The organism is Flavobacteriales bacterium (assembly GCA_020635855.1).
Lineage (GTDB): Bacteria > Bacteroidota > Bacteroidia > JACJYZ01 > JACJYZ01 > JACJYZ01.
Genome location: JACJYZ010000002.1, coordinates 491,846 through 504,988, shown reverse-complemented (window position 1 = coordinate 504,988; position 13,143 = coordinate 491,846). Strand labels below are relative to the sequence as shown.

Here is a 13,143-nt window from a genome sequence, read left to right as displayed (position 1 = left end):
GCCCCATGTTTTCTTAGGTGCTGTTATAGCCTGTGGTTTTTATTCTCCATTCGGAATGTTCTTTTGTTTGCAATATTCTTCTATTTCAGTGTCATTTTCAAAGTAGCTGTCGCAAAATTCGTCAAGTTCCTTTTCTGTCGATTTATAATAGCGTTCTTGAGCAGTCATTAACTTGTCCGCTTGTTCAATGAAAGTTTCAAATTCTTTATTGATTTTACATAGTTTGTCAATCGTCTTAAAGTCCAAGTCTCTGTACTTTGGCGGAAACAAGACTTTGCTTTGATACGGATTTGAGTTTAGTTCGATAATTCCGATACCAAATGATTGGCTTAGTCTTTCCATTTCATCCGAAAGGCTGTCGCTAAACTCAAAAGCAACCAAGTATCCGTAATTTGCCCAACTTGAATTTGAAACGGCTTGAAAGAATGCCTTTTTGAGTTCTGAGTCGCTATTAATTTCCTTCTTTATTTCGTATGAACTGAGTTTGAAAGTGTCAACCCGATTTATTGATTTTAAAAAGTTTTGGCTGACTTTAGTCTGAAGGTTTAAAAACTTAATTCCAACCATATCTGGGTGTGTCCATATTTGGTTGTTGTCCTTGCCATATTTCGATTGTTCGTGAAAAATTGTCTTGGAGTAGATTTTTGTGTTTTTCAAATAGCTACTCAAAAGTTTATGTAGGTCTCGTTCTTCATACGATTTTACTTTAACTTTTGGGGTCTTGACGATATTCGTTTCTGTCGAGCCTGATAAGATTTCAATTCCAATGTCCTGTTCGTTTTTTGTCAAGTAGTAGGAATATGTTCCGCCTTCTTGTTTTATTCTCTTTACTCTTGTGTCTCCATTACGAATAAAGTCACCAAGTAAAGCCGAAACAGTCGAAGCAGGTGTTTTTGCTGTCCCAAAGTCATAGTAATTTTTAGCAACGATATGGTTGTAAACTTCCAAGTAGTTCGTCAGTCCGTTTATGTCGTCCAAGCTTTTTAAAATCGCTTCTTTTATTGTCATCTTATCAGTTTTTCATTTGTACTACGGTCTTTTTTACCATAGGCTATAACGTTTCGCGGCTAGGCATTGGGCGCTATCAAGGCAAAGACCTTTTCTTAGCTCAGCCGCTGATGAAATGTACGAAACTTTCCTTTTCCTTCGGGCTGCGCCTGATGCTTAACCGCTGTTAGGGCCGGTTGCCGTACCTGGAGCTTTAGCTCATTTGTACGATACAGGACGTTGCGATAAACCAAGACAATGAAATACTTAAACCCACCCATCAGTTAAACCCAGACGGGCGTGAGTGTAAGGGTGTTTTATTTGCGAACGACCTGAGCCCAATCGCAACCCCGGCAATATCTACAACGACCTTTCCGCACATGCTTGATGTGCTTATGACTTCTTGCAAGGACACAGCCCGGGGGACCAGGTTTTGCGCGGGCAGATTAAAACACGAAGGTAGGGGGGAAGCTTATTCAGGCAATGAGCGCTAACGGACAAGTATATGCAAAGTGGGCGATTGCGGGCTTCAAACTTATCAAACCGGGACGATTTTGAAGCGGGCTACAACCGTTGAATTTAATACAATCCCGCCCATTTTGTATATACAGTGTTAGGGCACGTTTTTTATTATTTGATTACACTTTCCTTTTATCTTTCCAAGCAGTCTGTTAAATTCTTGTTTTTCCTTATCTGTAAAATCTTCCAATATTTTATTTTCAGTATTTTCGATTGTCTGTAAGCTCCCCTAAAAACAGGACAGTTTAGAAATGTAGTAAATTTAAACTGTCAAGTATGAAAAAGAGCAAGTTTACCGCCCATCAAATTGTCAAGATCCTTCAGGAATATGAAGGAGGCAAAACGGCCGTTGAGGTATGTCGTGATCACGGCATCAGCCAGGCCACATTGTATAGCTGGAAGAAGAAATACGGAGGCATGGAAGCCAGTGACCTGAAGCGCTTGAAGGAGTTGGAAGAAGAGAATGCGAAGCTCAAGCGCATGTATGCAGAGTTGGCGCTGGATCACCAGATGGCCAAGGAGATCATCTCAAAAAAGCTTTAAAGCCCTGCCAGAAGCGATCGATTGCCAATGAACTATCCTGTTACGGTATCAGCAGGGCGTGCCGTGTATTGCAGGTATCACGATCGGTGATTTACTATGAATCGATCAAAGACGATAAGGTCATTGAAGACGCATTGCTAAGCAAAGCCGAAGCCCACCCCCGCGAGGGCTTTTGGAAGGCTTACGGGCGACTTCGCCTGGAAGGTGAATCGTGGAATCACAAAAGGGTTTACAGGGTATACAAAAAGCTTGGACTGTCCATGCGCAGAAAAACAAAGAAGCGATTGCCGGCCAGAGTAAAACGTCGATTGGAAGTTCCCCGGGAGTTGAATCACACTTGGTCCATCGACTTCATGCAAGACCGTTTGGAGAACGGCCGTAAGGTGCGTTGCTTTAATGTCATTGATGATGCCAACCGGGAGATTCTGGATGTAGAGATTGATTACTCACTGAAGAGCAAAAGGGTTATATGGGTATTGAATCACCTGATCAGGCGCAGAGAAAAGCCCAAGCGTATCAGAATGGATAACGGCCCGGAATTGGTTGCGCAGATTACTCAGCAATGGAGCGAGGCTCATCAGATTGAGTTCATCTATATCCAGCCCGGCAAGCCCACGCAGAACGCTTATGTAGAACGGTTCAATGGCTCCTATCGCAGAGGAGTACTGGATGCGCACATCTTCGAGAACCTGGATCAACTCCGGGTCGCTTCCCAGATATGGCAAGAAGATTATAACCATCACCGGCCACACGATGGTCTCAAAGGTCTGCCACCGGTGATGTACGCAGAAAAATTCCTTCAAGGGGCTAGCCCCTTGAAGGAATCATCAGAAGAAGATGAAAGTTTGTTAGTTTAGCGATGTCCTGAAAATGGGGAGCTTACAAACTGAAATTAAAGATTCTGCAATATGACAAAAATTGACCCAATAGTCGCTGTTAATGATGTTGATAAAAGTGCAAAATGGTATGAAAGAATATTTGGCTTCAAAAACTCATCACCAGAAGGACACGGTTTTGCCGTCCTTAAATCCAAAGCAAATGAAATCGTTCTTTGCCTTCATCAATGGGAAATGGATGACCATCCTACGATGACAGACCCAAGTATTACCCCAGGAAATGGCTTGATACTTTATTTTAGGACAAAGAATTTTGACACAATATATCAAATGGCTATAAATGAAGGTTGTAAATTAGAAGAAGATGTTCATTTAAATTCAAGACCAATGAAAAGAGAATTTTCTCTTCGTGACCCTGACGGATATTTCTTGACAATAAGCGAATTTCACGAATTTGAAAAATGAAATAAATTAAGCCAGTTGCCAACAAAAAATATAGTGCATTTGGCAGATGGTGCTAAAAATGAAAATGGTAGCAATAAATAAACATTGAAGTAAATTGAAAATTTGGAGTGTTGAAATGCCAAACGCACCATATTCAAACCGTTACCTGCAAGCTGAATAAACGAAATGGAAACCATTCAAGAAAAGCAAGACAAAGCAACAAAATATTATGACAGATTTTCAAAAGTCTATGATTGGATTTCTTCTAAATCTTATTACAGAAAACCAAGAGAATTTGCCATAGAACAACTGAATTTAGGACTGAACCAAACCGTTTTGAACATTCCGTGCGGAACTGGACAAAATTTTGAATATTACCAAAATATCCTTTCCAATTCTGGAACAGTAATCGGAATTGACATATCGAAAGGTATGCTCGAAAAGGCACAGGAAAAAATTGATGAAAATGAGTGGAAAAACATTCAGCTTTTCAAAGCGGACGCAACGAAAATTGATACTGAATGGGTAAAAATAAAATTGGGCCCTGAATTGAAATTTGACTCAATTTTTTGTGATTTGGGACTTTCAGGATTTCCAAATTGGGAAAGAGTAATTGACAACCTGATTACACTGTTAAAACCAAACGGAAAAATTGTGATAATGGACTGGTATATCAATAAACCAAGTTTTAGAGGTGCTTTTATAAAGTGGATTGGGAAAGGAGAAGTTAATCGACCATTGTATCAATATTTGGAAAATAAAGTAACTGATTTTAAGTTGGATAATTCTTTCAAAAGCGGACAAATGTTTGTAGCAAGTGGGATTAAAAAAGAATAAAGCCAGCAGGTAACAATGTATATAAAAAATAGGCGAATTAGTAATAAAATCAAAGGTTTTGGCTCGTATCAAAATTTGTGTTTAATCGAAAGTTTCGTGAATCGTAATCGCCTACTTTTCATATACTAACCGTTAGGGCACATTTTAAGACAGACACAAACAGCTTAGAAAGAACGAGGATGATAGAAGAAATAACTTCATTAAAAGACGAAAGAATACAGCTTGCAAAATCGGTCAATTCACAAAAAGGACGGATTGAAAAACAAAAATTCTTAATCGAAGGATTAGAAGCCATTGATTGGGCAATTGATTCGGGAATAGAGCTTGATTTTATTTTAATCTCCAATAAGCTAAAAGACTTTGAGGAAAAATATATAAAACATACAATTTTCAAGACTTCAGAAGGATTGCTAAAGAAAGTAACAGAAACAAATTATGTTGTTCCAGTTATTGCCATCGGAAATGTTAGAAAAGAAATTGGGAACACGGACTTTTGTGTTGTTTTGGACAATCTGAATGACTTTGGAAATATTGGGACCATAGTTCGTACTTGCCACGCTTTTGGAATTAACAATATTGTAAGTACAAAATCAGATTTTGATTTATTTCAAAAGAAAACGGTAGATGCTTCAAGAGGTCGTGTTTTCAGTACAAATTTAAAGACCTATAAAACCCCTGATGAGACTATAAAATTTCTAAAAGAAAATGATTATCAGATTGTAACCACTTCTCCACGAGGAACGCAGTTACAATCATTAGTTAAACTTAAAGATAAACCTGTTGCTTTGGTTGTTGGAAACGAAACACTCGGGGCATCTGATGAATTTATGAATAATGCGGATATTACGGTTCAGATTCCGATGTACAGCGAAGTTGAGAGCCTTAATGTTGGAGTTGCAACAGGAATAAGTATTTACGAATTGAAACTAAAACGAGTATTAGGAATGATTGAAAAACAGATAAAATCAACGCTTGGTAGAGAAATCAATGTAACTGCTATGCTGATAAGAGAAGCGTTGGATAAGGAATTGAAAAAAATTTCAAATCTTTCAAGCAATCAACTTGTCTTTATGATGGTGTTGAAATGTGACAGAACAATGAGTGTTTTAGATGCGCAGAAACAGTTTGGTATTCCTGACAGTGAGATTAAAAATCACTTTCAGCCGCTTTTAGAAAATGGATTTATAATCACTGATTCGTCTGAGAATTTAGTGATAACTGAAGCTGGTGTTGAAACTATTGGCAAACTCTGGACGACATGTAAGCTCCCCATTTTCAGGACATCGCTAAACTAACAAACTTTCATCTTCTTCTGATGATTCCTTCAAGGGGCTAGCCCCTTGAAGGAATTTTTCTGCGTACATCACCGGTGGCAGACCTTTGAGACCATCGTGTGGCCGGTGATGGTTATAATCTTCTTGCCATATCTGGGAAGCGACCCGGAGTTGATCCAGGTTCTCGAAGATGTGCGCATCCAGTACTCCTCTGCGATAGGAGCCATTGAACCGTTCTACATAAGCGTTCTGCGTGGGCTTGCCGGGCTGGATATAGATGAACTCAATCTGATGAGCCTCGCTCCATTGCTGAGTAATCTGCGCAACCAATTCCGGGCCGTTATCCATTCTGATACGCTTGGGCTTTTCTCTGCGCCTGATCAGGTGATTCAATACCCATATAACCCTTTTGCTCTTCAGTGAGTAATCAATCTCTACATCCAGAATCTCCCGGTTGGCATCATCAATGACATTAAAGCAACGCACCTTACGGCCGTTCTCCAAACGGTCTTGCATGAAGTCGATGGACCAAGTGTGATTCAACTCCCGGGGAACTTCCAATCGACGTTTTACTCTGGCCGGCAATCGCTTCTTTGTTTTTCTGCGCATGGACAGTCCAAGCTTTTTGTATACCCTGTAAACCCTTTTGTGATTCCACGATTCACCTTCCAGGCGAAGTCGCCCGTAAGCCTTCCAAAAGCCCTCGCGGGGGTGGGCTTCGGCTTTGCTTAGCAATGCGTCTTCAATGACCTTATCGTCTTTGATCGATTCATAGTAAATCACCGATCGTGATACCTGCAATACACGGCACGCCCTGCTGATACCGTAACAGGATAGTTCATTGGCAATCGATCGCTTCTGGCAGGGCTTTAAAGCTTTTTTGAGATGATCTCCTTGGCCATCTGGTGATCCAGCGCCAACTCTGCATACATGCGCTTGAGCTTCGCATTCTCTTCTTCCAACTCCTTCAAGCGCTTCAGGTCACTGGCTTCCATGCCTCCGTATTTCTTCTTCCAGCTATACAATGTGGCCTGGCTGATGCCGTGATCACGACATACCTCAACGGCCGTTTTGCCTCCTTCATATTCCTGAAGGATCTTGACAATTTGATGGGCGGTAAACTTGCTCTTTTTCATACTTGACAGTTTAAATTTACTACATTTCTAAACTGTCCTGTTTTTAGGGGAGCTTACAAGTTTACTTTTCAGCTTGTTGCCAACGGTTTCGTATAAAAGCAGTAGCGGCTTAAAAGTACATCACTTTCAAACCGCTACTAAGTTACTTAAACGCAAAGCAATTTATCAAAGGCACTTCACCCGCTATTGCTTTTATACAATGTTGTGCTTTCGTGCATTATTTCTATTTATGACTTCACAGTCAACATATTTTCCATTCCAAATGCAGAATAGATTCCTTGGGTTAATTGCTCGAATTGGTCGTTGTAATTTTGAATTCCATCTCTCCAACCCATAAAATCTACTATTGTTCTGAACGGACGCTGTTTAGCAGGTGTGTCGATTAATTGTGCTACAGCATCAGCCACTTTCTGTGGGTTTTGTTCAGGGGTATTTTTCAGTTGTTCTTCAAATCCAGCAGCTGCCATTGCTGGAACATTCATAAATTCTCCGTAACTGTCGTTTCGGCTACTGTCAGAAGGTGTCATTAAATTGGTCATGAACGTAGTTGGATATCCTCCTGGTTCAATAATGGCTGATTGTACACCAAAGCCAGATAACTCAACACGATAGTTCTCCGCCATTGCTTCAACAGCCCATTTAGCTGATTGATAGGGTCCATAAAATGGAAGTGCAATTCTTCCAAGTAAACTCGAAATGTGAATTATCAATCCACTCCCTTGCTTTCTTAAAGAAGGTAATGCAGCCCTGTTAACGCGTTGAACACCGATTACATTTACATCCAATATTTCTTTGAAATCTTCAGCAGTGAAATGCTCCTGCATCCCGGAAACACCTCTTCCGGCATTATTCACTACAACATCTAATCCTCCTAAGGCGTCAATGGCTTTTTGAACCCCATTGTTTACGCTATCGGTATCCGTTACATCCATTTCTATAATGGTCGCTCCGGCATTTTCAAGTTCTGTTGCTACCTCTTTGTTTTTTCCTTGAGGATTTCGCATAGTTGCTGCTACCTGATGTCCTTTTTTCAATAATGATAATACGGTTAGTTTTCCAAAGCCACCGCTAGCCCCTGTAATAATGATTTTCTTACTCATGTTATTTAATTTTTATAGTTATTATTTTGTTTGTTGTATATGAAAGTTAAAATTGGCATGACCGAGTGCACCCCATAGTCGCAACCAAATTGGAAGTAGCATTTCGGTTCCTCTCGCAGTAGTAATATCACCTAAATCAATGATGGTTTCTTGTTTCCACCCGATGGACTTTAACAAGCTAATTACTTTTTCCTTTGCGTTAGCATTATTGCCACTTACAAAGACATTATGATCGCCTGAAATACTTTCCGGATGCATCATTATAAAGGTGTTCATTGTATTTAAACTCTTTACCACCTTCAATTCTGGAAACTCTTTTTGAATTTGTTCCCCCAAAGAATCGGTATTGGATATAAAAAGGCTCGGAGGCATTCCGTTGGAAAAGTCAAGAGGGTTAGCAATATCCAATAGTACCTTTCCGTCTAGGTTTTTCTTTCCAACTTTTTCTAATACCTCAATGGCTGCTTTTCCACTTGTCGCATTGATTATTAATTCTGCATCTACTACCGATTCAGAAAAGCTTTTAAGCGAAACTGCTTCATGTTCTTTATACCAATCTGAAAATGACTTTCCTGTCATTTGATTTGGTTCTGTTCTTTGTTTTGTTTCTTCAGGGTTCCTTGTTCCCATTGTTACTGTATGGCCTAATTCCAATAGTCTAGATGCTATTGTTTGGCCTACCATACCTGTTCCTAAAACTGTAGTTTTCATTTTTTTTATTTATTGTTTAATTAAAAACATGTTTGTACATACAAATTATGTTTGGCAAAAAAATTATTCTAGCTTCTCATTCGATTCGTTTATCAATTCTGTTAATTTATTTGCTTTTGTTTCTCCAATTAGGTCTGCATAACGTTTGTATAAATTACGCCAAGCCTCTTTAATTTTTGGATGTAATTCCTCACTTTGTTTTGTAGGGTAAACTTCTGTAGTTCTTCCGACATGTTTTCTTTGCAAAAATCCTCTATACTCCATTTTTTCAATCAGCCGAGTAACTGTAGATGGAGTTAGTTGCATATGATGACTGATCTCTTTTGGTTGGATGCCTGGCTTTTCATTCACTGTCATCAAGAGAAAAGCATAAGAAGAAGTTAAGCCTGTAACAGCAAATTCTTCATCTGCTAGTTTAGTCATTATTCTGGCCAAGGCATTAGCCGAATAATATAAACACCCGCAATATTTTGACCTACATTTTTCCATTTGATGGAACAAATATAAAACTAATGTTTGTACATACAAATAAAATGAAAGATTTTTTACTTAAGGATTATTGGGTTAGTTTTTTCAGCATGAAGCACAACGGCCGTGTGTATGGCACGTTGCCGTCCCGAAGGGCGGCTATGTGCTATACACGATGTTGTAGCGCGTTTTTCTTTTTCATTTTTTAATGTTCCAGGAAATGCAGTTAAGGATACCTCCGTCTTTTGAAAGCTGATTGCTCTCAACGGGAACTATGGTCGTTCCTTGAAACAAGTCCTCAAATTGTTTTACAACTTGGTCGTCCTCTTTTCTCTTAAATGTCGGCACGAAGATGAAGCTGTCCATTTGCAGGTAGTTGATGTAATCACCTGTCGCATCATCGGTGTCCTGATTGTCAAAGATTGAGGTCGGTATTTCAATTATGTCAAGTCCAGTGTTGTGTAATGAAGCTTGAAGTGAACGCACAAACTCTTGGTCGGGTTCCTTCGAATAGTCATTGAGCAGTATCGTGTGCTCGTCAAGAAACCGAACCATTCCATCGCTGTGACCTGTAAAGTCGTCTGGCTGGGTAGGAATGAGAATGAGTTGGTCTATTTCAAGAAGTTCTGTGATTTTGTCGGTCAGTTGTTTGACAGAGTATTGAGGATTTTCCTCAATTACTCTTGTGGTCATTATGACCTTGTTTTTTGTCCTTGTTACATTACCGCCATCAGCAATGATGTCTGTCACCGAAGGCGAAAGGTCTATTTGTTTACAGATTAGTGAAGTATCGCTGATTGTCTTGTGATATTTCTTGGGCCTTAGATATTTCGGGTTGAATTTGAATTGTACAAATTCGCTTTCGCTAATCTGTATTGGCATAAAGTCAACGCACCAAACATCTTTGGTTTCTGGAAGGTAGTCGGGTTTGATGCCGTTTTCGTCAAGGGCTTTTTTGAAGTTCTGGAAAAACAGGGGGTAGTCCTTTTCGAGTAAAGCGGAGAGATAGAGTTTATTGGTTTCCTTGTCCGTTATCATTAGTCAGCTAACCTGTTTTTCCATATCTCGGCAATGCAATTGCCAATTTCTTCAAATTCTCTTTCAGTGAACTCGTCCGTCTTGGCGTTGTTACACCAATAGCAACAAAACACAAGATTGTCTGTCTCGTCATAAGGTTTGTTCGGTTCGCGTCTTTCAATCTCAAGTGTTCGTCCTCTTGTGGTCAGTCGTTTGGTTTGTATTTGCCCTTTGTCAATGAGAATTTTTATTTGTGACTCGTTAATATTGCAGTAGTGACATTTTCTGTCAGCGGTCATGTACCATTTTTGGAACTCCCAAAAGTCAATTTCAGAGCATTTCTTTGTCCAGAGTTGTCGGATTTTGGATAACTGTTCTCTTTCGTCCTTTAACTCGTCCCACCACTGAGATAGTTGTTTCCTGTCAACGCCCATTTCTTTCTCAATGTCAGCGTACTTTTTCTGATCGATAACTGCAAGTCGAAGAAATGTTTGTTGGTCTGTCGTCATTGTCCTTTTTTAAATGCGCTACAACGGTCAAGTATAAGAGCAGTAGCGGATTTCAAGGCGATTACCTGTCCGCCAACACAAAAGTTTATTAATTGCACAGACCTTGATTTTACCACTTCGCCCGCTATTGCTCTTATACAATGTTGGGCAATCGTGCTTTTTCTTTCCTGTCTGTGTGTTGGCTCAGACACACTCTTTGACAAGCTTTGGATCGTGCGTTGGCTTTGCGCGGCTTGGCAATGTGTGTGGCTGTTGAGCGTTGGATTCATTTCCTTGTCATTACTATATCTACTTCTCCTGGTTTCAAAGATTTGTCTCCATATAACTTGGTCTGTGTTTTCGTCTCTTTCGTCAGTGGTTTCTCAATAATTGTTACTTTATGGCTGGGGAAATGCTTCTTTAAAATTTCAAGTGTCGAGTTGAATGTAAAATCTCTCTTGTCTGTCCGCACATAAACAGTGCTTTTCCTTTTCATCATTTTGGCACAAAGTCCAAAAACATTGTCGAGCAAGTCATAATATTCTTGCTTGTTTACAAATCGTCCTTTGTGTTTATCTTTAAGTGTTTGTGGATTTTCAGAACCACCTAAAAGCCAAAGTCTCAACCACTGGTCAGCGTGATAGTCTGTTATTGAACAATACGGTGGTGAAGTGAACAGCAATGAAATTTTAATATCATTTTTTACAGCTCTTTCAGCAATGGTTACTAATTCATTCGAACTGTCTCCAAACACAACGGCACTCTCGGTAACTGTAGGCTTACCTTTCTCATAACGCCACTCGATTTTTTTGAGAATGAATTCACAAGGATTTATTTCAGGTGGTGTAGTCATTTTGTTTTTCTTCCACCATTGAACTGAGTAATTCATTCCCATTGATTTAGTCATTCTCATTTGATTGGAAAGTCCTTCGCCAAGTTTTGCGTGTAGGTAAATGAGAAGGATTGACATTAAAGTCGCATCAACATTATTGTTTCTCCAATCTAAATGAGTTCGGGCTGCTAACAGGAATTTAAGAACTTCGTCACAGTAGCAAATGCGATAAAATTCGGGCATTCGCTGTATAGAACGATTGTAATAGTTTCTCTTCCCGTAAATTTCAAGCAGTCGGTTTATGACTTCTTCCTTTTCTGCGGGATGAAGCTTTACAGTACCATACAACCAACCAACAGGATTAATTTCAACGCCTAAACTATTTCTACCTAAAACCCCACCTGCATAAATACTACTACATCTTCCCGCAAATGGGTCAATTATATAGTCACCCTTTTTTGAGTATCTTTCTACTACATCAAATGCGAATTCCAAAGGAAACATAGCATAATAAGGCCCAAACCTTGCCCAACGTGCTTCGGCAGTTCCAAAACCTTTCAATATTTTTTCCTTTGCAATCATTGTCCTGATTTCTCTCTTATCTCTTTTGCTATGTCTTCAAATATCCTTTTTCCTAAGTTCAATGGAATTGCTGCTTCTGCATGTGCCGAAACCAATGGTGAAACAGAATTCGGATACCTACTTGATACTAATTGGTCAAGTAAGTTCATCACATCAGCTAACCTTGTAAATTGGTCAGGATTTGCTGTGTCTAAGTTTCTTTGATATTCATTGAAGCAAGCCACAACAGGAACAATCTTTTGACCTGATGCTGCTTTATAGAAAAGTTTTCTGCCAAAATAGGTGTCTTGTCCGTATGGCTTGGGGCTTTCTGAAAATATGATATTTCGTTTTATATAGCCATCATTTAAGAGTAGGGCAGATTGTTTAGAAAATTTGTCTGTTACCCCGTCTTTGGTTGTATCTATTTCAATGAAATGATTAAAAAATGTTCCTGATTTTTCAATTCCAATTATCAAAAGGTCTTGACCATTTATTTTCCTTTGAAGGTCGTTCAGGCGAGTTAATTCGTAGCTAATAACCTTTGTCAACCAAGATGAAGTGCTAAAGACAGCCAAAGGGCCGTCCATTATAAATGCTACTCTCCGAAGTGTCGCTAACCACCCCTTTCGTTCAAAAGCCCTTAGAATATGAACAAGCCAAAGTTTTTCAAGGGTAGCCATAATTTGCCCGAACATTTCACCATTACTTCCACCTGGGTTCATTAGTTCATGCAATCGCAAAGCGTCCGTAGAAAAAAGTGGCTGACCTGAATGTGGACAGGTATATTCCCCGTAGTCATATGTCATTTCTTCTTCAACTCCTTCAATCGGACTTCTCGGTAAATTCTTTTCCTTAAAATGCTCCCGCTTTATCCGAAAAAGATGTTCGTAAGTGTCAAGCAAAGTTTCTCCATCTGTAAAAATGGTGTTGCTCAGAAGTTCTTCAAACAAAGCTCGTCTTAAAGAAGCCTTGGCATTCTTCTCTGTATCGAGAATTACATTACAACCGGGGAAAACACTTTCAATGGTTGATGCTTTTTCAGTTTCCCGAAATTTCTTTGGTTCTACAAATTCTTTTTTCTCTAATTCTCCTATTAGTTTTAGATCTATCAAAACCGATGCAATTGTAATGTAGCCAAATTCAGCACCGGGAAAACCGTTTTCCGCTTTTGCAGCTAAGTTACTTCCGTCAATTGCAAGAACTAAATCAGGCTGTAATGCGCTTTCAGGTAAGTCAGACTTATTGACTATTGAACCTTCAAAGTCTCCGGTTTCTTCTTCTTGTTGCCTTATTTTAAGTCGGTTTTGAAGTGATTTAACCTTTTCACTATCAAGTAACCGTCTTAAAGGCTCATAACTGGCAAATTCTCCTTCAAAACTCATATTGA

General features: G+C 39.4%; 13 protein-coding genes. 4 read left to right on the top strand and 9 right to left on the bottom strand.

The window, feature by feature from the left end:
* Positions 1-39 precede the first annotated feature (39 nt).
* Positions 40-1,008, bottom strand: coding sequence for a hypothetical protein (locus H6585_02165; GenBank protein ID MCB9447133.1), 969 nt, complete (start codon positions 1,006-1,008; stop codon positions 40-42).
* A gap of 774 nt (positions 1,009-1,782) precedes the next feature.
* On the opposite strand from H6585_02165, the gene H6585_02160 reads away from it, so the two are divergent.
* From H6585_02160 to H6585_02145, 4 genes are all read left to right on the top strand, one after another.
* A protein-coding gene (locus H6585_02160; GenBank protein ID MCB9447132.1) for an IS3 family transposase occupies positions 1,783-2,906 on the top strand; the annotation gives its coding sequence in 2 pieces (ribosomal slippage) (positions 1,783-2,035 and positions 2,035-2,906; 1,125 coding nt in all).
* 51 nt (positions 2,907-2,957) lie between these two features.
* Positions 2,958-3,350, top strand: a complete 393-nt coding sequence (locus tag H6585_02155; GenBank protein ID MCB9447131.1) for a VOC family protein — start codon at positions 2,958-2,960, stop codon at positions 3,348-3,350.
* A 165-nt stretch (positions 3,351-3,515) separates the two neighbouring features.
* On the top strand, positions 3,516-4,166 hold the full coding sequence (locus H6585_02150) for a methyltransferase domain-containing protein (GenBank protein MCB9447130.1): 651 nt from the start codon (positions 3,516-3,518) through the stop codon (positions 4,164-4,166).
* Between the two features lie 179 nt (positions 4,167-4,345).
* On the top strand, positions 4,346-5,461 hold the full coding sequence (locus H6585_02145) for an RNA methyltransferase (protein MCB9447129.1): 1,116 nt from the start codon (positions 4,346-4,348) through the stop codon (positions 5,459-5,461).
* Here the strand turns inward: H6585_02145 and H6585_02140 are convergent.
* The 8 genes from H6585_02140 to H6585_02105 all read right to left on the bottom strand — a co-directional run bounded on the left by H6585_02140 (position 5,453) and on the right by H6585_02105 (position 13,138).
* A protein-coding gene (locus tag H6585_02140) for an IS3 family transposase (GenBank protein MCB9447128.1) occupies positions 5,453-6,576 on the bottom strand; the annotation gives its coding sequence in 2 pieces (ribosomal slippage) (positions 5,453-6,324 and positions 6,324-6,576; 1,125 coding nt in all). The two genes, H6585_02145 and H6585_02140, sit on opposite strands and share 9 nt — an antisense overlap.
* Before the next feature lie 227 nt (positions 6,577-6,803).
* Positions 6,804-7,676, bottom strand: coding sequence for an SDR family oxidoreductase (locus tag H6585_02135; protein MCB9447127.1), 873 nt, complete (start codon positions 7,674-7,676; stop codon positions 6,804-6,806).
* Between the two features lie 21 nt (positions 7,677-7,697).
* Positions 7,698-8,387, bottom strand: coding sequence for an NAD(P)-binding domain-containing protein (locus H6585_02130; protein MCB9447126.1), 690 nt, complete (start codon positions 8,385-8,387; stop codon positions 7,698-7,700).
* A gap of 63 nt (positions 8,388-8,450) precedes the next feature.
* Positions 8,451-8,810 carry a MarR family transcriptional regulator gene (locus H6585_02125; protein MCB9447125.1) on the bottom strand — a complete coding sequence of 120 codons (360 nt, stop codon included), beginning with the start codon at positions 8,808-8,810 and terminating at the stop codon, positions 8,451-8,453.
* 243 nt (positions 8,811-9,053) lie between these two features.
* The gene (locus tag H6585_02120) at positions 9,054-9,893 is read right to left on the bottom strand and encodes an agmatine deiminase family protein (protein ID MCB9447124.1); all 840 of its coding nucleotides are present in this window, start codon (positions 9,891-9,893) and stop codon (positions 9,054-9,056) included.
* Positions 9,893-10,381 (bottom strand): hypothetical protein, encoded by a 489-nt coding sequence (locus H6585_02115; GenBank protein ID MCB9447123.1) that lies wholly within the window; start codon positions 10,379-10,381, stop codon positions 9,893-9,895. Before H6585_02115 ends, H6585_02120 begins: the two co-directional genes overlap by 1 nt.
* A gap of 265 nt (positions 10,382-10,646) precedes the next feature.
* Positions 10,647-11,774, bottom strand: coding sequence for a site-specific DNA-methyltransferase (locus H6585_02110; GenBank protein MCB9447122.1), 1,128 nt, complete (start codon positions 11,772-11,774; stop codon positions 10,647-10,649).
* Positions 11,771-13,138, bottom strand: a complete 1,368-nt coding sequence (locus H6585_02105) for a DNA double-strand break repair nuclease NurA (GenBank protein ID MCB9447121.1) — start codon at positions 13,136-13,138, stop codon at positions 11,771-11,773. Before H6585_02105 ends, H6585_02110 begins: the two co-directional genes overlap by 4 nt.
* Positions 13,139-13,143 lie beyond the last annotated feature (5 nt).

Coding starts and splice junctions, on each gene's coding strand:
- H6585_02165 (MCB9447133.1), bottom strand. CDS start 1,008: ATGACAATAAAAGAAGCGATTTTAAAAAGCTTGGACGACATAAACGGA.
- H6585_02110 (MCB9447122.1), bottom strand. CDS start 11,774: ATGATTGCAAAGGAAAAAATATTGAAAGGTTTTGGAACTGCCGAAGCA.
- H6585_02105 (MCB9447121.1), bottom strand. CDS start 13,138: ATGAGTTTTGAAGGAGAATTTGCCAGTTATGAGCCTTTAAGACGGTTA.
- H6585_02130 (MCB9447126.1), bottom strand. CDS start 8,387: ATGAAAACTACAGTTTTAGGAACAGGTATGGTAGGCCAAACAATAGCA.
- H6585_02150 (MCB9447130.1), top strand. CDS start 3,516: ATGGAAACCATTCAAGAAAAGCAAGACAAAGCAACAAAATATTATGAC.
- H6585_02145 (MCB9447129.1), top strand. CDS start 4,346: ATGATAGAAGAAATAACTTCATTAAAAGACGAAAGAATACAGCTTGCA.
- H6585_02120 (MCB9447124.1), bottom strand. CDS start 9,893: ATGATAACGGACAAGGAAACCAATAAACTCTATCTCTCCGCTTTACTC.
- H6585_02155 (MCB9447131.1), top strand. CDS start 2,958: ATGACAAAAATTGACCCAATAGTCGCTGTTAATGATGTTGATAAAAGT.
- H6585_02135 (MCB9447127.1), bottom strand. CDS start 7,676: ATGAGTAAGAAAATCATTATTACAGGGGCTAGCGGTGGCTTTGGAAAA.
- H6585_02115 (MCB9447123.1), bottom strand. CDS start 10,381: ATGACGACAGACCAACAAACATTTCTTCGACTTGCAGTTATCGATCAG.
- H6585_02125 (MCB9447125.1), bottom strand. CDS start 8,810: ATGACTAAACTAGCAGATGAAGAATTTGCTGTTACAGGCTTAACTTCT.